Source organism: Pseudomonas costantinii (assembly GCF_001870435.1).
GTDB lineage: Bacteria > Pseudomonadota > Gammaproteobacteria > Pseudomonadales > Pseudomonadaceae > Aquipseudomonas > Aquipseudomonas costantinii.
Map to the genome: position 1 here is coordinate 175,477 of NZ_MDDR01000035.1, position 21,072 is coordinate 196,548.

17 protein-coding genes are annotated in these 21,072 nt (G+C 59.6%); 11 read left to right on the forward strand and 6 right to left on the reverse strand.

The window, feature by feature from the left end; all coding sequences use genetic code 11:
• The first annotated feature begins 135 nt into the window (after window positions 1-135).
• The 5 genes from BFL40_RS19585 (at window position 136) to BFL40_RS19605 (ending at window position 8,152) form a co-directional block, all read left to right on the forward strand.
• The gene (locus tag BFL40_RS19585) at window positions 136-2,892 is read left to right on the forward strand and encodes a TonB-dependent receptor (RefSeq protein ID WP_071485492.1); all 2,757 of its coding nucleotides are present in this window, start codon (window positions 136-138) and stop codon (window positions 2,890-2,892) included.
• Window positions 2,893-2,999: 107 nt separating this feature from the next.
• Window positions 3,000-3,617 (forward strand): heme acquisition protein HasA, encoded by a 618-nt coding sequence (locus BFL40_RS19590; protein WP_071485493.1) that lies wholly within the window; start codon window positions 3,000-3,002, stop codon window positions 3,615-3,617.
• Between the two features lie 172 nt (window positions 3,618-3,789).
• Window positions 3,790-5,532: a type I secretion system permease/ATPase gene (locus BFL40_RS19595; protein ID WP_071485494.1), complete on the forward strand. Its 1,743-nt coding sequence runs from the start codon at window positions 3,790-3,792 to the stop codon at window positions 5,530-5,532.
• Window positions 5,529-6,839 carry an HlyD family type I secretion periplasmic adaptor subunit gene (locus tag BFL40_RS19600; protein ID WP_071485495.1) on the forward strand — a complete coding sequence of 437 codons (1,311 nt, stop codon included), beginning with the start codon at window positions 5,529-5,531 and terminating at the stop codon, window positions 6,837-6,839. Before BFL40_RS19595 ends, BFL40_RS19600 begins: the two co-directional genes overlap by 4 nt.
• Window positions 6,836-8,152, forward strand: coding sequence for a TolC family outer membrane protein (locus BFL40_RS19605; RefSeq protein ID WP_071485496.1), 1,317 nt, complete (start codon window positions 6,836-6,838; stop codon window positions 8,150-8,152). Before BFL40_RS19600 ends, BFL40_RS19605 begins: the two co-directional genes overlap by 4 nt.
• 65 nt (window positions 8,153-8,217) lie before the next feature.
• Here BFL40_RS19605 and trmA read toward each other — a convergent pair whose 3' ends face one another.
• Window positions 8,218-9,297 (reverse strand): tRNA (uridine(54)-C5)-methyltransferase TrmA, encoded by a 1,080-nt coding sequence (gene trmA, locus BFL40_RS19610; RefSeq protein ID WP_071485497.1) that lies wholly within the window; start codon window positions 9,295-9,297, stop codon window positions 8,218-8,220.
• Entirely contained in the window at window positions 9,294-10,589 is a 1,296-nt protein-coding gene (locus BFL40_RS19615; RefSeq protein ID WP_071485498.1) for an NCS2 family permease, read from the reverse strand. The genes trmA and BFL40_RS19615 overlap by 4 nt, the downstream gene beginning before the upstream one ends.
• Before the next feature lie 222 nt (window positions 10,590-10,811).
• Between BFL40_RS19615 and BFL40_RS19620 the strand changes: the two genes are divergently transcribed.
• Window positions 10,812-11,258, forward strand: coding sequence for a DUF4879 domain-containing protein (locus BFL40_RS19620; RefSeq protein ID WP_071485598.1), 447 nt, complete (start codon window positions 10,812-10,814; stop codon window positions 11,256-11,258).
• On the opposite strand, the gene BFL40_RS19625 is transcribed toward BFL40_RS19620, so the two are convergent.
• Window positions 11,259-12,497 (reverse strand): MFS transporter, encoded by a 1,239-nt coding sequence (locus BFL40_RS19625; RefSeq protein ID WP_071485499.1) that lies wholly within the window; start codon window positions 12,495-12,497, stop codon window positions 11,259-11,261.
• A 319-nt stretch (window positions 12,498-12,816) separates the two neighbouring features.
• Between BFL40_RS19625 and BFL40_RS19630 the strand changes: the two genes are divergently transcribed.
• The 3 genes from BFL40_RS19630 to BFL40_RS19640 are packed head-to-tail and all read left to right on the forward strand — an operon-like array spanning window position 12,817 to window position 15,445.
• On the forward strand, window positions 12,817-14,256 hold the full coding sequence (locus BFL40_RS19630; protein ID WP_071485500.1) for a cytochrome ubiquinol oxidase subunit I: 1,440 nt from the start codon (window positions 12,817-12,819) through the stop codon (window positions 14,254-14,256).
• A gap of 1 nt (window position 14,257) precedes the next feature.
• Window positions 14,258-15,265 carry a cytochrome d ubiquinol oxidase subunit II gene (gene cydB, locus BFL40_RS19635; RefSeq protein ID WP_071485501.1) on the forward strand — a complete coding sequence of 336 codons (1,008 nt, stop codon included), beginning with the start codon at window positions 14,258-14,260 and terminating at the stop codon, window positions 15,263-15,265.
• Window positions 15,266-15,277: 12 nt separating this feature from the next.
• Window positions 15,278-15,445, forward strand: coding sequence for a DUF2474 domain-containing protein (locus BFL40_RS19640; protein WP_071485502.1), 168 nt, complete (start codon window positions 15,278-15,280; stop codon window positions 15,443-15,445).
• 65 nt (window positions 15,446-15,510) lie between these two features.
• Here the strand turns inward: BFL40_RS19640 and BFL40_RS19645 are convergent, their stop codons facing one another.
• Window positions 15,511-16,635 carry a methyltransferase gene (locus BFL40_RS19645; RefSeq protein ID WP_071485503.1) on the reverse strand — a complete coding sequence of 375 codons (1,125 nt, stop codon included), beginning with the start codon at window positions 16,633-16,635 and terminating at the stop codon, window positions 15,511-15,513.
• 167 nt (window positions 16,636-16,802) lie between these two features.
• The gene (locus tag BFL40_RS19650; RefSeq protein WP_071485504.1) at window positions 16,803-17,516 is read right to left on the reverse strand and encodes a helix-turn-helix transcriptional regulator; all 714 of its coding nucleotides are present in this window, start codon (window positions 17,514-17,516) and stop codon (window positions 16,803-16,805) included.
• Between the two features lie 460 nt (window positions 17,517-17,976).
• Here BFL40_RS19650 and BFL40_RS19655 point away from each other — a divergent pair, with 460 nt between their 5' ends.
• Window positions 17,977-18,753, forward strand: coding sequence for a ferredoxin--NADP reductase (locus tag BFL40_RS19655; protein ID WP_071485505.1), 777 nt, complete (start codon window positions 17,977-17,979; stop codon window positions 18,751-18,753).
• Window positions 18,754-18,793: 40 nt separating this feature from the next.
• Here the strand turns inward: BFL40_RS19655 and mscL are convergent, their stop codons facing one another.
• Window positions 18,794-19,210 carry a large-conductance mechanosensitive channel protein MscL gene (mscL, locus tag BFL40_RS19660; protein WP_071485506.1) on the reverse strand — a complete coding sequence of 139 codons (417 nt, stop codon included), beginning with the start codon at window positions 19,208-19,210 and terminating at the stop codon, window positions 18,794-18,796.
• Between the two features lie 287 nt (window positions 19,211-19,497).
• On the opposite strand from mscL, the gene katB reads away from it, so the two are divergent.
• Complete coding sequence (katB, locus tag BFL40_RS19665; RefSeq protein ID WP_071485507.1) at window positions 19,498-21,039, forward strand: catalase KatB; 1,542 nt, start codon at window positions 19,498-19,500, stop codon at window positions 21,037-21,039.
• Window positions 21,040-21,072 lie beyond the last annotated feature (33 nt).

Here is a 21,072-nt window from a genome sequence, read left to right on the forward strand (position 1 = left end):
GCGCCCTCCCACCGCCCGCGACCCCCTTTCCTAAAAACTTTCAAAAAAATCTTACTGACTTCCCGCGCCTCGCACGTCTTCCTAGGTGAGAAGTATTCGCATAAACAAAAATGCATAGCGCAGGGAAGACCAGAAATGCCAGCACTCACCAAGGGGCGTATCGCCGGAAGTCGGTTAGCCCTGGCCATTCACTTGGGCGTGTTCACCGTAGCGGCTCCGGCGTACGCCGCACAGCCTCAAGCGGGCGCCGCCCAACCTGCCGTGATGATGTTCGATGTGCCTGCGCAATCCCTTGGCAGTGCCGTATTGGCCTTCGCCGACCAAGCCGGCCTGCAAGTGTTGTTCGACAGCCCGCGCCTGCAAGGCCTGAGCAGCACCGCGCTCAAAGGCCGCTTCAGCGTGCAGGAAGGCCTGGGCCGTTTACTCGGTGGCGCGCCGGTGGAATACCGCTTTACCGGCGAACGCCAAGTGACCCTCAATCGCGTCGCTGCCGACCACGACGGCGCCATGACCGTGGGCACCACCACCATCACTGGCAACACCAACGGTCAAGCCAGTGACTGGGTGTATCAAACCCCAAAGTCCGTGGCGGTGATCAGCCGTGACATGATCGATAAACGCCCGCCCCGTCACGCCGCCGACATGCTCGAAGAAACCGCGGGCGTGTACACCGCCGTCAACCAGCGCGATCCTGGCCTGTCGGTGAACATCCGCGGTGTGCAGGACTACGGCCGCGTGAACATGAACATCGACGGCATGCGCCAGAACTTCAACGTCAACGGCCATCAGCAGCGCAACGGCACGATGTTGATCGACCCGGAATTCATCTCCAGCATCGAGATCGACAAAGGCAGCCAGTCAGGGCAGGGCGGGGCGGCGGTGTTGGGCGGGATTGCGTCGTTCAAGACCCTGGAAGCCAGTGAGTTTCTCAAAGACGGTAAAGAGATCGGCGGACGCTTTCGCGCAGGCAGCGGCATCGGCGAGCTGGGTAACGGGACTTACTTCAATGGCAGCGGTGTGTTTGCCTTTGGTGATGAGCGTGGCGATGTATTGCTGGGTTACAGCGAGCGGCACTTCGGTGACTACCGAGGAGGACGCAACAACGACCAAAACCTGGGTACTAACCTGCGTGCCAGGAAATATGCTCCGGCTGCATTCGACCATTGGCTGAACAGCGAAGTTGGGGATTCGGGCAGCGTAACCCGTTCGCAAATGCTCAAGTTCGGGCTGAACCTGCCCAATGATCAGCGGGTGCAGTTGAGCTATCTGGAGAGCGACACTGACAGCAACGATACCTGGGGCTATATCTCTCAGGATCTCCAAAGTAACTATTATTTGCGCAACAGCAAAAACAACCTGAACGCAAAAAACGTTGCGCTGGATTATCGCTATACGCCGGATAACCCGTTGATCGACTTCAAGGCCAAGGCGTATTTCGTCACTACCCAGGAAGACCGTGCCAATGCGCCGAATACGGCGTCAGTGAGTTCGGGAAATTACACCTCCGGCTACACCGACCATTTTCAAACCGATACCTGGGGCCTGCAGGCTGACAACACCTCGCGCTTTGACTTTGACGCCTTTGGCCATGTGCGTTGGAACTACGGTGTGGAGGTGTATCAGGACACGTTCAAGCCACACAGCAACAAGGTTGAGTCGACCAATGGCGCCAGCGGTGTGTTGCCGTATGTTGAAGGTGCCAACCCAATCGGCAAGCGAACCATCGATAGCCTGTTTAACAACCTGCAGTACGAATACGACGGCTGGCTGACGCTCGATGCCGGCCTGCGTTACGACCGTTACCGACTGGAAGGCGAAACCGGGATGACGCTCTACAAGCGCCCTGCGATTGCCAGCAGTGTTGAGGGTGCCCGGCGTGTCGACGAGGTGTTTGATATTGATCGGGAGGAAGGCCGGTTCTCCCCAACGTTTGGTATCGGCATCAAGCCCGGCCTCGACTGGTTGCAGCTCTATGCCCGTTGGGGCAAAGGCTGGCGCCCGCCGGCGGTCACGGAAACCTTCATGACCGGCCGACCCCACGGCGGGGCTTCGGGGGAGCGGGTATTTCCCAATCCCTTCCTCAAGCCCGAGGAGTCGCGAGACTGGGAAATGGGCGTCAATGTGTTCAAGGAATCGTTGTTCTTCAATGACGATAGGCTGGGGATAAAAGTGGCCTACTTTGATACCCGGATAGAGAACTTCTCGTTCCTCAATCACAGCGTCACATTGCCCGAGACTAACGTGGGCGGCTTTACCGGGATCATGGCGTACACCAACAACCTGAACCCCACACGTTTTCGCGGTATGGAATACCAACTCAACTACGACATGGGCCGCGCGTATACCAACTTGAGTTACACCCACATGATTGGCAGTAACGAGTTCTGCTCCAAGAACTATTACATGGGTGGCGCGAAGAAAAGGGGCAAGACGCTCAGCTCAAAATATGAGCGTTACACCCGCCCCAATGGCACTAGCGGCCTGCGCCTGGTCAGCACCTACGAGTGGCTGGATGACACCGCTGCGAATGACAAGGAAAGCTGCGGCCGCATTATGGGCAACGCCACCTATATGCCGGCTGACCGCGGCTCCTTGACCGTGGGCGCGCGGTTCCTGGACAAGCGCCTGGATACCGGAATGCGCGTGCGCTACAGCTCCGGCAACGGTGAAAACCTGAACAACCAGGGCTACGACTTCATCGACCAGGCCATGTGGCCCAAGTACACGGTGTACGACCTGTACGCCAGTTACTGGATGACCGACCACTTGAACATTGCCCTGGCCCTGGAAAACGCCACTGACGAAGCCTATTTCGTCGCCATGGGTGATGCCAACAACCTGAGCCTGGCCCGGGGCCGCACCTTGAGTGGAATGCTCGAATACAAATTCTGATTGAGTGCGCGAGTTGCGCAATCAATAAACGGTTTTGCCCAAGGGTGGGCAAAAAGTGCGCCGGAGCGCGTGCTGATCAATAGCGTTGTTTATAACGAGGTTTAGTGATGACTATTTCTGTTAATTACGAGTCGGCTCTCGGTTCTATCTCGCTGTCGGACTACCTGACGGATTGGGCTCTGGGCTTCAAGACCGCAGGTCACGGCACCGGTAATACCGGTGGCTTCAGCAACGGCACGTTCAGCGGCGACCAGTACTCGACTCACGGTGCCAACGGTTCCGAGTACGCGTTCATTGCCGACAGCAACACCAGCAACGGCCTGCACTACGTGTTCAATCCGACCCTGCCTGCCTCGGACAACCAGAACCACTACCTGTGGGGCAACCTGGATAACGTCGAGCTGGGCCAGGGCTTGAGCGGCGGCAGTGGCAGTGATTTCGCACTGGATGGCTACAAGGTCGCCTTCAATGGCCTGGACCTGACCGCTGCCGAAGGCGCCGGCCGTGCGGGCAATGCCGTACAGGACGTGATCTTCAACCTGATGAAAGGCAATGTTGCCGGTCTCGAAACCGTGCTCAACAACCTGCTGGACGACTTCGGCCTGTCCACTGCCTCGACCTTCGACCAACTGGCCGCTGCCGGTCTGGGTCACGCGACTCCATCCGCTGACGTCGCCTTGGTCGGCGTACAAGACGTGGCGCAGGACTGGGCACTCGCTGCCTGAAGCGCTGCTGCATGAAAAAAGCGAATGGAAGATCACTCTCCCATTCGCCGCATTACACCACCGTCGCCAAGCCTTCTAACTCTTCAAGCGACGGTGGTGCCAAATTCTGCGGAGCGCCGTATTGCCTGTCAACGCTGCGGCGCCCCTCGCTTAACCCCACGAGAATTCCCCGATGCGCCACGCCGGCAACGAAACCCTGGCCGCCCTCACGGCCTATAAAAGTGGCTTCTTCAACATCGGCCTGTTCTCGGCGGTGATCAACCTGCTGATGCTGGCCCCGGCGATTTACATGCTGCAGGTGTACGACCGGGTGCTGGCCTCGGGCAATCAGATGACCCTGCTGATGCTGACGTTGATGATCCTCGGCCTGTTCGGCCTGATGGGCGCGTTGGAGTGGGTGCGCAGCCAGGTGGTGATCCGCCTCGGCACGCAAATGGATATGCGCTTGAACCAGCGGGTGTACGACGCCGCGTTCGAAGCGCAACTCAAGGGCGGCACCCAAGCGGCGGGCCAGGCGTTGCATGACTTGACCACCTTGCGTCAGTTCGCCACCGGCCAGGCACTGTTCGCGTTTTTTGATGCGCCGTGGTTCCCGGTGTACCTGTTGGTGATCTTCCTGTTCCACCCCTGGCTCGGGCTGTTGGCCTTGGGCGGAGCGGTGATTCTGATCGCGCTGGCGTGGATCAACCATCACGTCAGCCAGGCGCCGATGGCTCAGGCCAGCCAACTGTCGATCAGCGCCAGCCAGCAAGCCACGGCCAACCTGCGCAATGCCGACACCATCGAAGCCATGGGCATGCTCGCCACGTTACGCGAGCGTTGGTTCAACCAGCATCAGGCGTTTCTCGCCCAGCAGAACCTGGCCAGTGAAAAGACCGCTGCCGTCACCGCCTGGTCCAAGGGCGTGCGCCTGGCGTTGCAGTCGCTGGTGCTGGGTTTGGGCGCGTTGCTGGCGGTGCAGGGCGATATCACGCCGGGGATGATGATTGCGGGCTCGATCCTGATGGGCCGGGTGCTGAGCCCCATCGATCAGTTGATCGGCGTGTGGAAGCAATGGAGTTCAGCGCGCCTGGCATACGAGCGACTATCGCACATGCTGGCGGCCAACCCGGCGCGACCAGCACGTATGAACTTGCCGGTGCCCAAGGGCCAACTGACCGTGGAGCAGGTCAGCGCCTGTGCGCCCGGCAATCGTCGGCCGGCAGTCAGCAACCTGGGTTTCAGTTTGCCTGCGGGTGAGGTGCTGGGCGTGATCGGCCCATCGGGTTGCGGTAAATCCACCTTGGCCCGCGTGCTGGTGGGCGCGTGGGCACCGCTGGCCGGCAAGGTGCGCCTGGACGGCGCGGACCTGACCCAATGGGACAAGCAGCAGCTCGGTCCACACATCGGCTATTTGCCTCAAGACATTCAGTTATTCGCGGGCAGCATCGCAGAAAACATCGCGCGGTTTGCCGAGGTGGAGGCCGACAAAGTCCTCGCTGCCGCGCAGATGGCTGGCGTCCATGAACTGATCCTGCAACTGCCCCAGGGCTACGACACCCAACTGGGAGAGGGCGGTGCCGGTTTGTCCGGTGGCCAGAAACAGCGCGTGGCCCTGGCGCGTGCGCTCTACGGTCTGCCCGCGCTGATCGTGCTGGATGAACCCAACGCCAACCTCGACGAGGTGGGAGAGCAAGCCTTGCTCCAGGCGATCGCCCAGCTCAAGCAGCAACGCCGCACGGTGATTTTGATTACCCACAAAGCCAACGTGCTGAGCCTCACCGATCAGTTGCTGATCCTCAAGGACGGCCAATTGCAAGCCTTCGGCCCGACCGCACGGGTACTCGAAGCGCGACAGAAACACGCCGCGCCGGTGACCAAGCCAGTGTCGACCATGAGCATGAGCTACCGGCTCGGTGAAGGAAAACAGGCATGAGCCAGATCAAAGTCGTGCCGAATAATGTGTTGGCGCTGGATGACAAAAAATACTCGCGCCTGGGCTGGCTGCTGGTGCTCGGTGGTTTTGCCGGGTTCCTCGGTTGGGCGGCATTGGCGCCGTTGGACAAGGGCGTGGCCGTGTCCGGCAAAGTGATGGTCTCGGGCCATCGCAAGACCGTGCAGCATCCTTCCGGCGGCATCGTTGAGCGCATCGACGTGCGTGAGGGTGATGTGGTCAGCGCGGGTCAGGTGTTGCTGCGTTTGAAGGAAACGCCGTTGCGTGGGCAGATGCAGTCCCTGCGCAGCCAGTACCTGGCGTCACTTGCCAGCGAAGCGCGTTTGAGTGCGGAAAGCGAAGGGTTGTCAGCCATCGACTTTGGCCCTGAACTGCTCAATGAACCGGATGCCGCCAACACCCTGAGTTTGCAGCGGCAACTGTTCGCCAGCCGCGCCCAGGCATTGGCCACCGAGCAACAAGGCCTGCGTGAAACCATCGCCGGGGCCGAGGCGCAGTTGCGTGGCACGCGGGATTCCCAGGCGAGCAAAGTCCAGCAACGTGCGGCGCTGAATGAGCAACTGCAAGGCCTGCGTGAATTGGCCCGCGATGGCTATATCCCACGTAATCGCCTGCTCGACAGCGAGCGCCTGTACGCCCAGATCGACGGCACCATCGCCGAGGATTTTGGCCGCATTGGCCAGTTGCAGCGCCAGGTTCTCGAGCTGCGTTTGCGCATTCGTCAACTCGGCGAAGACTTCCAGAAAGACCTGCGCAGCCAGTTGGCCGACACCCGCACCCGCAGCGATGACCTGCGCAATCGCCTGGCCTCCGCCGAGTTTGAACTGGCCAACAGCCTGATACGCGCGCCCGCTTCCGGCGTGGTGGTGGGGCTGGACGTGTACACCGAAGGCGGCGTGATCAAACCTGGCCAGGCGCTGATGGACATCGTGCCCCAGGGCGAGCCGCTGCTGGTGGAAGCGCGGGTGCCCGTGCAGATGGTCGACAAGGTGCACCCGGGCTTGCCGGTGGAGCTGCTGTTCTCGGCATTCAACCAAGCCACTACGCCACGGGTGGCCGGTGAGGTGATGCTGGTCTCGGCGGATCGCCAGGTCGATGAGCGCACCGATGAGCCCTATTACACCTTGCGCGCTCAGGTCAGCGCGGCGGGCATGCAGCAACTGAGCGGCGTGCAGATTCGCCCAGGCATGCCGGTGGAAACCTTCGTTAAAACCGGCGAGCGCTCGATGCTTAACTACCTGTTCAAACCGTTGCTGGATCGCACCCATATGGCGTTGGTGGAAGAATGAAGGCGCTGTTTTTTATCCTGTGTTGCAGCTGTGCACCGGCCGCGCACGCCTTGGGTTTATTGGATGCCTATGACCTTGCCCTACGCAACGATCCGACGTTTCAGGCGGCGATCCAGGCGCGTGAGGCCGGTGAAGAGAATCGTGTGATCGGCCGCGCGGGGCTGCTTCCGAACTTGTCGTGGAGCTACAACAACTCGCGTAACGAGTCCGAAGTGACGGCGGGCAATGCCACCAGCGACCGGGATTACCGCAGCTACGCCTCGACCCTGACCTTGCAGCAACCGCTGCTGGATTACGAAGCTTACGCGCGCTTTCGCCAGGGTACCGCGCAAGCGCTGATGGCTGACGAGCGCTTTCGCAGTCAAAGCCAGGAACTGGCCGTTCGCGTGCTCAGTGCCTACAGCCAGGCCTTGCTGGCTCAGGAACGGATCGAGTTGAGCCGCGCGCAGAAACGCGCATTTGCCGAACGCCTGCAGCTCAATGAACGCCTGCTCAAAGGCGGGGAAGGTACACGCACCGATGTACTGGAAACCCAAGCGCGGTTGAGCCTGGCCCAGGCCGAAGAGATTGAGTCATTGGATGCCCAGGACAGTGCCCTGCGCGAGCTGGAAGCCATCGTCGGCCAACCGCTGCAAGTCGAAGAGCTGGCGCCGCTGACCCGCCAATTCAATATCCCGCCGCTGGAGCCCAACCGTTTCGACACCTGGCGTGAGTTGGCCATGGCCAACAACCCGGAGCTCAAATCCCAGCACCACGCCCTGGACGTTGCCGAGTACGAAGTGGAGCGCAAGCGCGCCGGCCACTTGCCCAAGGTCAGCCTGTACGCCAGCAGTCGCCAGACCCGTTCCGATTCAGAAAGTAGTTATAACCAGAAGTACGACACCAACAGCGTCGGTATCCAGGTCAGCCTGCCGCTGTTTGCCGGTGGCTCGGTTTCGGCCTCTACGCGACAGGCGGCGAATCAGCTGTCCCAGGCTCAATACGAGTTGGATGCGCATACCGCCACCACGCTGGTGGAGCTGCGCAAGCAATTTAACCTCAATACCAGCGGTGCCGCGAAAGTGCGCGCCTATGAAATGGCTGTCAGCTCCGCCACTGCCCTGGTGACGGCGACCCAGAAAAGCGTCAGTGGCGGTGAGCGGGTCAACCTGGACGTGTTGGACGCCGAACAACAACTGTTCACCGCCCGCCGAGATTTGGCGAATGCACGGCATGCGTATTTGTTGGCGAGGATTCAGTTGAAGTATTACGCGGGGTTGCTCAGCGAGCAGGACTTGCAGGCGTTGGCGGGGTATTTCCAGCCGTCGGCATGAAATACACAAATCCCCCTTTAGGCGCTGGCAAGCCAGCTCCTAAAGGGGGGCGGTGTCCGGCAAGTTTATCGGCGGGTCAGCAGGACACCGGATTCCATATGGTGCGTCCACGGGAACTGGTCAAACATCGCACACTGGGTAATACGGTGAGTGTCGTGCAACTGCGCGATGTTCGCCGCCAACGTCTCCGGGTTGCAGGAGATGTAGAGGATGTTGTCGAAGCGTCGGGTCAGTTCGCACGTGTCCGGGTCCATGCCGGCGCGCGGCGGGTCGACGAACACGCTACCGAACGCGTAGCTTTTCAGGTCGATGCCGTGCAAACGTCGGAACGGGCGCACTTCGTTCAGCGCCTCGGTGAGTTCTTCGGCAGACAGGCGCACCAGGGTGACGTTATCCACCGCGTTTTCATCAAGGTTGCTCAGGGCCGCATTCACCGAGGTCTTGCTGATCTCGGTGGCCAGCACTTTGCGCACGCGGGTCGCCAGGGGCAGGGTGAAGTTGCCGTTGCCGCAATACAGCTCAAGCAAATCATCCGGGCGATCGCCCAGCGCTGCATACGCCCAGTTGAGCATCTTCTGGTTCACCGTGCCGTTGGGCTGGGTAAACGCGCCTTCGGGTTGGCGATAGCTGAACGTGCGACCACCGACCTCGAATTTCTCGACCACGTAGTCTTGGCCGATCACATCGCGCTTGCCCTTGGAGCGGCCGATGATGCTGACATTCAAGTCGGCAGCCAGCTTGTTCGCGGCGGTGTGCCAATGCTCATCCAGCGGGCGGTGATAGCACAGGGTGATCATCGCGTCGCCAGCCAGGGTGGTGAGGAACTCCACCTGGAACAGCTTATGGCTCAACGCGGCGCTGGCTTGCCAGGCAGCCTTGAGTTGCGGCATCAACTGGTTGATACGAAGGCCTGCGATGGGGAACTCTTCGATCAGGATCGGCGTGCGCTTGTCGTCCTGGGAGAACATCGCGTAGTGGCGCTCACCCCCTTCGCGCCACAGGCGGAACTCCGCCCGCAGGCGGAAGTTCTGCAGCGGCGAGTCGAATACCTGTGGCTCGGGTGCATCGAACGGTGCCAGCAGGTCACGCAAGCGCGTGACCTTGTCTTGCAGTTGAGCGGTGTAGCTTGCGGCGTCAAAAGTCATGCGTTGAACCAGCCCAGCTTGATCACGAACAGAATCGACAGGATCACCAGTGCCGGGTTCAGCTCACGGTAGCGGCCCGAAAGCAGCTTGATGGCGGTCCAGGCGATGAAACCGAAGGCGATGCCGTTGGCGATGGAGTAAGTGAAGGGCATCGCCAGGGCGGTGATCACCACCGGCGCTGCAACAGTGATGTCATCCCAGTCGATTTCCGCCAGGCCCGAGGTCATCAGCACGGCGACGAACAGCAGTGCCGGTGCCGTCGCGAATGCTGGAACGCTGGCCGCCAGTGGCGAGAAGAACAGCGCCAGCAGGAACAGGATCGCGACCACGATGGCGGTCAAACCGGTACGGCCACCGGCGCTCACGCCCGCAGCGGATTCGATGTAGCTGGTGGTGGTCGACGTACCCAGCAGGGAACCGGCCATGGCGGCGGTGCTGTCGGCGATCAGCGCACGGCCCATTTTCGGCATGTGGCCGTCCTTGCCCATCAAGCCGGCGCGCTTGGCGACGCCGATCAGGGTGCCGGAGTTGTCGAACAGGTCAACGAACAGGAACGCGAAGATCACGCTGACCAAGCCAATATCCAGCGCGCCTTTGATATCCAGTTGCAGGAAGGTCGGAGCCAGGGACGGTGGCATCGAGGTCACGCCGCCGAACGGGGTGAAGCCCATGGCGATGGAAACGATGGTCACCGCCAGAATGCCGATCAGCACCGCGCCGCGCACGGCCAGGGCTTCCAGCGCAACGATCAGCGCGAAACCGAGGGTGGCGAGGATCGGCGCCGGTTGTTTCAGGTCGCCCAGGCCCACCATGGTGGCCGGGTTGCTGACCACGATGCCGGCGTTGTGCAGGGCGATCAGCGCCAGGAACAGGCCGATACCCGCGGCAATCGCCGAGCGCAGGGGCAGGGGGATGCTGTTGATGATCCATTCACGGATGCGGAAGATCGACAGCAGGAAGAACAGCACCGCCGAAATAAACACTGCGCCCAGCGCCACTTGCCAGGTATGGCCCATGTGCAGGACCACGGTGTAGGTAAAGAAGGCGTTGAGGCCCATGCCCGGCGCCAGCGCGATCGGGTAGTTGGCGATCAGGCCCATCACGGTCGAACCGATGGCGGCTGCCAGGCAGGTCGCGACAAACACCGCGCCCTTGTCCATGCCGGTCTCGCCGAGGATGCTCGGGTTCACGAACAGAATGTAGGCCATGGCCAGAAAGGTCGTGATACCCGCGAGAATCTCGGTGCGCACGTTTGTATTGTGTGCTTTGAGTTGAAACAGCTTTTCCAGCATGCCGGCTCCCTGTGACGCTATTTTGCGTCGTTATTTGTTGACCTCTAAGTCAAAGCACAAACTGCGCCAAGCGCCTGTGGTTTCAGAGAGGATCGGAAAAAGCGGCGCATCATACCAGCAGCCGAGGCCCTGTGGCGCACGGGGTTGGCTTTGTGGCGCATGGCTGTGAATCATGGCCTTGAGGCATACTGCGCCGACGTTTATTACAAGGTCATCAACAGCATGAAAAAAGCCAACGCGTGGAGTCTAGCTCTGATCGCCTGTATCAGCCTGTGGCTAGGTGCGGCACCGGCATGGGGCGCGGCTGCACCGGCCTTGAGCGAGGTGCGCGTGTTCAAGGTCGAGTCGGCGCGTTGTTCTGAAACCATTCCCGAACGGGCCAGCAGCACCCAGATGTGCGAACACCGTGGGCACGTCAGGGTCTCGGTGATGGAAGTCGGCCTGGGCAACAATCCGATGGGCCGCTTCGATGGCGCGGAGTTGGACGGACAGCGCACGCCGGTGTGCCAGGTCGGTAACATCAGCCAGGCCTGCAATGGGGCAGGCACGGTAATGGGGTACATCTATGTGTTTGACCTGAACGTCGAAGCCCAAGGCTGGTTCGAGTACAGCAATTCCTCGATCAACGGCCCGCAAAACACCTTGAAGACGATGCTCAACATCCGTTGATCAAGGCTTCGTCTCTTCCACCGGCACATGCATGCGGTCGCGGTTGGCCAAGCTCGGAAACAGCTTGATCCACACCCCCGTCACCACCAGCGTACCGATCCCGCCCATGACCACGGCGGGCACGGTGCCGAACCAGTGGGCGGTGATCCCGGATTCGAATTCGCCCAGTTGATTGGATGCGCCGATAAACAGGCCGTTGACTGCGCTGACCCGCCCTCGCATTTCATCCGGCGTCTCCAACTGCACGAACGAGGCACGGATCACCATGCTGATCATGTCCGCCGCGCCGAGCACCACCAGCACCGCCAGGGAAAACCAGAACGACGTCGACAGGCCGAAAGCGATGGTCGCCACGCCGAACACGCCAACGGCGGTGAACATCACGCGGCCGACATGCCGGTCCACCGCGAACCGGGCCAACCACAATGACATCAACAGCGCGCCCACCGCCGGTGCCGAGCGCAGCAGGCCCAGGCCCCAGGCGCCGGTCAGCAGAATGTCCTTGGCGAACACCGGCAGTAACGCGGTGGCGCCGCCCAGCAACACCGCGAACAGGTCGAGGGAAATCGCCCCGAGGATGTCCGGCCGGCTGCGGATAAAGCGGATACCGGCCAGCAGCGAATCCAGGGTGGCCTTGCCTTTATTCAACGGGGTCTGGCGGGCGGGCAGGTTGAGGGTCAGCACACAGGCAATCAGGTACAGCACCACGGTGGGGCCATACACCCACACGCTGCCAAACGCATACAGCAAACCGCCGAGGGCTGGTGCGACGATGGTCGCCAGTTGCTGGGCCGATTGCGACGAGGCCACGGCCCGCGGAAATAGCGCGGTAGGCACGATGCTCGGCAGCAGCGCCTGGGTGGTGGGCATTTCAAAGGAGCGTGCGGCGCCCAGCAGGAAGGCGAGGATAAAGATCATCTCGCGGGTCACGTTGCCGGTCAGGCCGCCGATGGCCAGGGACAGTGCGATCAGCGCCTGAACGGTCTGGCAAATGGCGGCGACCTTGCGCCGCTCATAGCGGTCGGCTACGTGCCCGGTGTGCAGCATGAACAGCACGCGCGGGATGAACTCCACCAGGCCGACCAAACCCAAGTCCAGTACGTTGCCGGTCAGTTGGTAAAGGTTCCAGCCGATAGCCACGGTGAGCATCTGGAAGCCGCTGGCGGTGAAGATCCGCGCCAGCCAGAACGCGATGAAAGGGCGGTGGTGACGCAACAGCAACGCGGGTTCACTAGGCATCGGGAATTCAGGTCAGGACCGGGGGGGAACGGCGAGATTAGCATCAAGCTGTAACAAAGAGTTGCGAGAAGTCGAGTGAGGCAGCCTGTCACGCGGCAAAAGACCACACAGTTCAATCTTGAAAATGGGACTACTCTTTCACCAATGCTTGATCCAGATCAAAACCAGCCCCGGGATTGTTCTGGCGGCCGAGAGGCCTGATTCCCTACGTGGTTGGTTAAAAAAGAAACGAATTTGAATTCGCCACACTCCATATCCGTGGGGGCAGTGGGTGCAGGCTCCCAGCCAGCAGCCGGTATTACCTGACAGAGGAAGACTTATGTTCGGTTTGGAGGCGCTAGATCTCGCCCGAATTCAATTCGCGTTCACCATCTCTTTTCACATCCTGTTCCCGGCGATCACCATCGGCCTGGCCAGTTACCTCGCGGTGCTGGAAGGCTTGTGGCTCAAGACTCACAACGACACCTACCGTGACCTTTACCATTTCTGGTCGAAGATCTTTGCCGTCAACTTCGGCATGGGTGTGGTTTCCGGGTTGGTCATGGCCTACCAGTTCGGCACCAACTGGAGCCGCTTCTCGGACTTCGCCGGCGCCGTCACCGGGCCGCTTCTGACATACGAAGTGCTCACGGCGTTCTTCCTTGAGGCCGGCTTCCTTGGGGTGATGCTGTTCGGCTGGAACAAGGTAGGGCGCAAGCTGCACTTCTTCGCCACGGTAATGGTGGCCGTCGGCACGTTGATTTCCACCTTCTGGATCCTTGCCTCCAACAGTTGGATGCAGACGCCACAAGGCTTTGAAATCATTGATGGCCGCGTGATTCCTACCGACTGGCTGGCAGTGATCTTCAACCCGTCGTTCCCCTACCGCCTGATGCACATGGCCACGGCAGCCTTTGTTGCCACCGCGTTCTTCGTCGGTTCTTCGGCGGCCTGGCACTTGCTGCGTGGCAAAGACAACCCGGCCATCCGCACCATGTTGTCGATGGCGATGTGGATGGCCCTGATTGTCGCGCCTATCCAGGCCGTGATCGGCGACTTCCATGGCCTGAACACCCTGAAGCATCAACCGGCGAAAATTGCCGCGATTGAAGGCCACTGGGAAAACATCGGCAACGAACCGACGCCGTTGATCCTATTCGGCTGGCCCGACATGAAGGCTGAAAAAACCAAGTTTGCCGTCGAGATTCCGTATCTCGGCAGCCTGATCCTGACCCACTCCCTGGACAAACAGGTACCGGCGCTCAAGGAGTTCCCGCCTGAGGACCGCCCCAATTCGACCATCGTGTTCTGGTCGTTCCGGGTCATGGTCGGCCTGGGCTTCCTGATGATCTTCACCGGTCTGTTCAGCCTCTGGCTGCGCAAGGGCGACAAGATGTACACGTCCAAGCCGTTCCTGTACCTGGCGTTGTGGATGGGCCCGTCCGGCCTGATCGCGATTCTCGCCGGTTGGTTCACCACCGAAATCGGCCGCCAGCCGTGGGTGGTCTACGGGTTGATGCGCACGGCGGATGCTTCATCCGGGCATAGCCTGGTGCAGATGACGATCACCCTGGTGATGTTCGTGGTGGTGTACTTCGCGCTGTTTGGTGCAGGTTTGGGCTACATGATGCGCCTGGTACGCAAAGGTCCTCAGACCCACGAAGGCAGCGAGCCGACCCACGGTGGCCCTGGCCAGAAACGCACGCCGGCCCGTCCGTTGTCTGCCGCCGATGATGGCAGCGATGACGACCACACCCACATCCAGCACAAGGGGCATTGAGATGGGTATTGATCTTCCGCTGATCTGGGCCGTGATCATCATCTTCGGCATCATGATGTATGTGGTCATGGACGGCTTCGACCTGGGTATCGGGATCCTCTTTCCGTTTATCCCGGGCAAAGTCGACCGTGACGTGATGATGAACACCGTCGCCCCGGTATGGGACGGCAACGAAACCTGGCTGGTACTCGGTGGCGCGGCGTTGTTTGGTGCGTTTCCGCTGGCCTATGCGGTGGTGTTGTCGGCGCTGTACCTGCCGCTGATCCTGATGTTGATCGGGTTGATTTTTCGCGGCGTGGCCTTCGAGTTCCGGTTCAAAGCCAAGGACGACAAGCGCCACCTGTGGGACAAGGCGTTTATCGGCGGCTCTCTGGCTGCAACGTTCTTCCAGGGCGTGGCGCTTGGGGCGTTTATCGACGGTATCCCGGTGGTGAATCGTCAATTTGCCGGTGGTTCGCTGGACTGGCTGACGCCGTTCACGCTGTTCTGTGGTGTGGCCTTGGTTGTCGCATATGCTCTGTTGGGGTGCACCTGGCTGATCATGAAGACCGAAGGCAAGTTGCAGGAGCAGATGCACAACCTGGCGCGGCCGTTGGCGTTCGTGGTGTTGGCGGTGATCGGTATCGTCAGCCTGTGGACCCCGTTGGCACACCCGGAAATCGCCTCGCGCTGGTTCACCCTGCCGAACCTGTTCTGGTTCCTGCCGGTGCCGATTCTGGTGCTGGTGACCATGTACGGGCTGATCCGCGCGGTGGCACGTAATGCGCACTACACGCCGTTCCTGCTGACGCTGGTGCTGATCTTCCTCGGCTACAGCGGTCTGGGGATCAGCCTGTGGCCGAACATCATTCCGCCGTCTGTCTCGATCTGGGACGCCGCCGCGCCGCCGCAAAGCCAGGGCTTCATGCTGGTGGGCACGCTGTTCATCATCCCGTTCATCCTGGGCTACACCTTCTGGAGCTACTACGTGTTCCGCGGCAAGGTCACCCACGAAGACGGTTATCACTAGGAGGGTCGTAGCATGTCCGGCAAACCTTCGTTGCACGATATCGAACAGGCCGAGAAACAGCCGTTGTGGCGGCGCCTGGGGTGGCTCGCGATGATTTGGACTGGCAGCGTGCTGGCCCTGTTTGTCGTGGCCAGCCTGATGCGCATGTTCATGAATGCGGCCGGCCTGAGCACTCACTGACATCCCAATCCGGGCCTCGCGGCCCGGCTTTCAACCCTGCCTTTTGTGAGAAAGGCAGGGTTTTTTTATTTGCGCGCTTTGAGGATCACGAACTTTGGCGTGGTAGCGACTTGCTCGACGCCACGGAACAACCGCGCCAGCTTGGTGTGATAACCCAAGTGACGGTTACCGACGATATACAGGGCGCCACCGACGACCAGCGTTTCCCGTGCCTGCTGAAACATACGCCAGGCGAGGAAGTCGCCCACTACCTGTTGCTGGTGGAAGGGTGGATTGCACAGCACCACATCCAGCGATTGCGGCTCCTGGCCGGCTAGGCCATCGCCGGCGCGCACCACAACATTGCGATCACCCAGCGCGGCTTGCCAGTTCTCGGCGGCCGATTGCACGGCCATGTAGGACTCGTCCACCAAGGTGTAGTGCGCATCGGGGTTTTGCAGCGCACTGGCAATTGCCAAAACACCGTTGCCGCAGCCCAGGTCCGCCACACGGGCGCTGCCCAGGTTTTTCGGCAGGTGCGGGAGGAAAGCGCGCGTACCGATGTCCAGGCCTTCGCGGCAGAACACGTTGGCATGGTTCAGCAACTCGATGGTCGGTGTGTCCACGGTGTAACGGGTGGGGTAGGGCGAAGCTGCTGTTGGGCGATCCTCAACGGTCGCGATCAGCAGCCGGGCTTTTTTGACCGCAAGCGAGGCGTGCATCGGCCCGATGTAGCGCTCAAGTAACTCGCCCGCCGCCCGTGGCAGATGCTTGACCATTGCCCCGGCAATCACTTCGGCACCCGGCGCCAACTGCCCTTGCAGGCGGATCAACTGTTCTTCGAGTAAGGCCAGGGTTTTCGGCACACGGATCAGCACCCGATCAAAAGGCCCCGTCGGCACCTGGCTGGCAGGAATGAAGGTCACTGCATCAAAGGCCTTGCCGTTGCGTACCAGGTTTTTCTCAAGGCCAAGGGCTGCGAGGAATGAGTCACCGCTGGACGTCACCTGCACTTGCCCTTCAAGGCTGGCCGCCAAGGCGCCGAAGCTGTCATTGAGCACCAGCACGCGGGTTGCCGCGCCGGGCTGCTGCTCGGCCATATGACTGAGCAGGTACTCGTCGGCGGCGTCGAACGCTTGCAGCGGGTCATTGTGTTGCTCTGGCTGGCGGATCAGATCGAGCTGGGCGAAGGGGCTGTCGAGCAGGGGCATGGCGGGGGAGGCTCTGGGTAATCGTTGGGTGTTCGGCAGGCGGTATAAAGCACCGGCGGAACCGTCTGAGTGAACGGCGAGGCGGCTCCGGTAGAGCTGCGTCAACACTCAGAATGGGTCGCAAATCTTACTTTTTTTTCAGCGGGAATACATGGGGTGTTTGCATGTCAGTCAAACAGTCCGGCTTTCGAGGCACGGAGCACTGCGGCAATCTTGCTATTGACGCCCAATTTCCTCATGGCACTGCTGACATGAAAGCCTACGGTGCGTGGTGTGATCGACATAATGCTGCCAACTTCGTCTGCTGTCTTGCCCATTGCCGACCATTTGAGAATTTGCGTTTCCCGCAGCGTTAACTTGCTGGAGGGGATGACGCAGGGCTTGTCGGCGTATTTTTGCGCGACTACCGCATGCATCGTATGGCACATCCACAACACCTGGCCGGCCTTTTCGTAAAGCTCCTCCGGGGTGACTTCGCCCTTGCTGCGCCCTAGCGTCAGCATGCTGAATACGCCCCGGAAATCGTGAACCGGCTGGGTCCAGCCCTGTTGCACACCGAATGTTTTTGCCAAATCCCACAAGTTAGGCGCGGCGCTGAAGGCTTTCTCCTCCCAGACGAAAGGAAACACATTATGTTTACAGTGAGTTACAACAGGGTCTACATCGAATAAGTGCGCTCTTTTATAGATATCATTCCACTCCTTGCAGTAGTTGTTGAATTGAAGCGGTTCTATCTTATTGTCAGACGATTGAGAACTCATCGTAAAAGAACAGACTTGGAAGCCGAGTTCATAGGTTTTGTTGATGACCATCTCAAAAACAGTGGCTATCTTGTCCTCACCTTCTAGTTTGGGGAGCTTTGTATTACGCCAGTTGACCATCGGTAACTCTCCATAGGTTTCTCCAATATTTGGGTACGTCCTGATCTCCCAAAGCAACACGAAGTTGAGTGTAGGATATTGCCTACACGCTGAAATGAAAAAAGAGTCATGTGTGATATGGCCTTGAATTTCTCGTTCTTGTACAGAAAATGTGTTTTTGTATAAGAAAATAATGCGGGTGAGGTATTTGTTATTTGTTTTAGTGAGTTATCAGTAATGCCAAGGTGATATTCATTAAGTGTGTAAGATCATTTGGTAATGGATTCTGAGTGTATTAATAGCCAAATAATTAGTCTGTATTTTATGTGCGAAATGTCCGTATTACGCTCTCGAAAACTGAACGCAAGGTCCCTTGACGAGGGCTCAAAAACCTTGAAGGTTGTAATGCCAGTACAAATCAACGGTGTTTGCGCGTGCGGCTTTGAGGGACACTAGGGCCCTGTGCATAACGGAGTTCCCCATGACGGCCAGTGCTGAGAAATTTACCCGCCAGACCTTGCTCGATGTGCAATCGCTGACCTCCAGCCTCTTCACCCTGCGTACCACCCGCGACCCCGGCTTTCGGTTTACCGCCGGCCAATTCGTGCGCCTGGGGGTGACCAAGGCGGACGGCAGCACGGTGTGGCGCGCGTACTCCATCGTGTCTTCGCCGTTTGACGAGCACCTCGACTTTTTCTCCATCGTTGTTCCGGGGGGCGAGTTCACCAGTGAGCTGAGCCGCCTGCAAGTGGGGGATACGTTGATGGTGGAGCGCCAGGCCACAGGCTTCCTGACGTTGAATCGCTTTGTGGATGGGCGTGATTTGTGGCTGCTGGGCACCGGCACTGGCGTGGCCCCGTTCCTGTCGATCCTGCAGGACTTCGAAGCCTGGGAGAAATTCGAGCGCATCGTCCTGGTGTACAGCGCCCGTGAGGCCAAGGAGTTGGCGTATCAGTCGCTGATCAAAGAGTTAGGTGAACGTGAATACTTGGCTGAGTTCGCCCATAAACTCACCTACATCCCCATCGTCACCCGTGAACACCATTCGGGCGCGCTCAACGGACGCATCACCACGCTGATCGAAAATGGAGAGCTGGAGCGCGCTGCCGGCGTCGAGCTGACCCCGGAGCACTCCCGCGTACTGATTTGCGGCAACCCGCAGATGGTCGATGACACACGGCAACTGCTCAAGCAGCGCGATATGCAACTGAGCCTGAGTCGACGCCCAGGCCAAGTGGCAGTGGAAAACTACTGGTAGAAAAAAGGCGCCTCATGAGGCGCCTTTCTTGATCAGCCGGTTAAAGCGGCTTGCTGTTCTGAGCCTTGAGCAGGTCGCGGATCTCCGAGAGCAACTCTTCCTCTTTGGTCGGCGTTGGCGGCAGGGTAGGGGCCACCGCTTCTTCACGCTTGAGGCGGTTGATCGCTTTCACGCCCATGAAGATCGCAAACGCGACGATCACGAAGTCGATGATGCTTTGGATGAACTTGCCGTAAGCCATGACCACGGCCGGAGCTCCGCCTTGTGCCGCCTTGAGCGTCACGGCCAGGTCAGCGAAGTCCACGCCACCGATCAACAGGCCGATAGGTGGCATCACCACGTCGCCTACAAAAGAGGAAACAATTTTGCCGAAGGCGGCACCGATGATGATACCGACGGCCATGTCGACCACATTACCTTTGACCGCGAAGGCCTTGAACTCACTAAGCACGCCCATGTGTTATTCCTTGTTACAGATGAGAAGGGTGGAGGTCAGTGTAAGTCAGTCGTAGCAGGCTTGCGCGACACAACTGTTAACACTGTTGATTTTTATCGACACATTAAATCGCAAAAAGTTTGCAAAGTGCCATCAATCGCGCGCGGAATACGCGTCATTTCAGTGGCTTACCACACTATTTTCTTAATCGAGGTGGTACGGCTTTTCTATTTATCTTCTGACTCTCGGGTCACTAGCCTCTGGCAAGCACAACTGAATGTGCACTAAAAAAACCAGAGGAAACCTCGATGAAAAATCCAATGAGCCGTGGTCCGGCTCCAGCGCGATACGCGTTGGTACTGATGACCGCCAGCCTGCTTTCCCTCTCCGTACACGCCGCCAACCTGACTCGCGATAACGGCGCCGCCGTTGGCGATAACCAGAACTCGCAAACCGCCGGCGCCAACGGTCCGGTGCTGTTGCAAGACGTGCAGCTTATTCAGAAGCTGCAACGCTTCGATCGTGAGCGTATCCCGGAGCGCGTGGTACACGCCCGTGGCACGGGTGCCCACGGCACTTTCACCGTCACCGACAACCTCAGCGACCTGACCAAAGCCAAAGTATTCGCCGCCGGTGAAGCCACTCCAGTGTTCGTGCGGTTCTCGGCTGTGGTCCACGGCAACCATTCCCCGGAAACCTTGCGTGACCCGCGCGGCTTCGCCACCAAGTTCTACACCGCTGACGGTAACTGGGACCTGGTGGGAAACAACTTCCCAACGTTCTTTATTCGGGATGCCATAAAGTTTCCGGACATGGTCCACGCCTTTAAACCCGACCCACGGACTAACTTGGATGATGACTCGCGTCGTTTCGACTTCTTCTCCCATGTTCCAGAGTCAACCCGTACATTGACCGAGCTGTATTCCGACTCCGGCACCCCGGCCAGTTACCGGGAAATGGATGGCAATGGCGTACATGCCTACAAGTTGATCAACGCCAAGGGCGAAGTGCACTACGTCAAGTTCCACTGGAAGAGCCTGCAAGGCATCAAGAACCTTGATCCCAAGCAAGTTACCGAGGTGCAGGGGCGTGACTACAGCCATATGACTAACGACCTGGTCACCCATATCAACAAGGGCGACTTCCCCAAGTGGGACCTGTACGTACAGGTGCTAAAGCCTGAAGACCTGGCCAAGTTCGATTTCGACCCATTGGATGCCACGAAGATCTGGCCGAACGTGCCGGAGCGCAAAGTCGGGCAGATGGTGCTGAACCGCAACCCGGCGAATGTCTTCCAGGAAACCGAGCAAGTGGCGATGGCCCCGGCCAACCTGGTGCCGGGCATCGAGCCTTCGGAAGACCGCCTGCTGCAAGGCCGAGTGTTCTCCTACGCCGACACGCAGATGTACCGCCTGGGGCCGAATGCCCTGCAACTGCCGATCAACGCTCCTCGGGTCACCGTCAACAACGGTAACCAGGATGGCGCGATGAACTTTGGCAAAACCACCACGGGCGTGAACTACCAGCCAAGCCGCCTGTTGCCACGGGAAGAACCGCAAACCGCGCGCTACAGCCAGTCGGCGCTGGTGGGCAGCACTCAGCAGGCGAAGATCCAGCGTGAGCAGAACTTCAAGCAGGCGGGTGACCTGTACCGCTCTTTCAATAAGAAAGAACGTCAGGACTTGATCGATAACTTCGGCGGCTCCCTGGCCACTACCGATGACGAGAGCAAGCACATCATCCTGTCGTTCCTCTACAAGGCAGACCCTGAGTACGGCACCGGCGTGACCAAGGTGGCCAAGGGCGACCTGGCTCGCGTTAAAGCGCTGGCAGAAAAACTGACCGACTGACGTCTGTTCCGGTCGACGCTCTAAAGAGGGCGT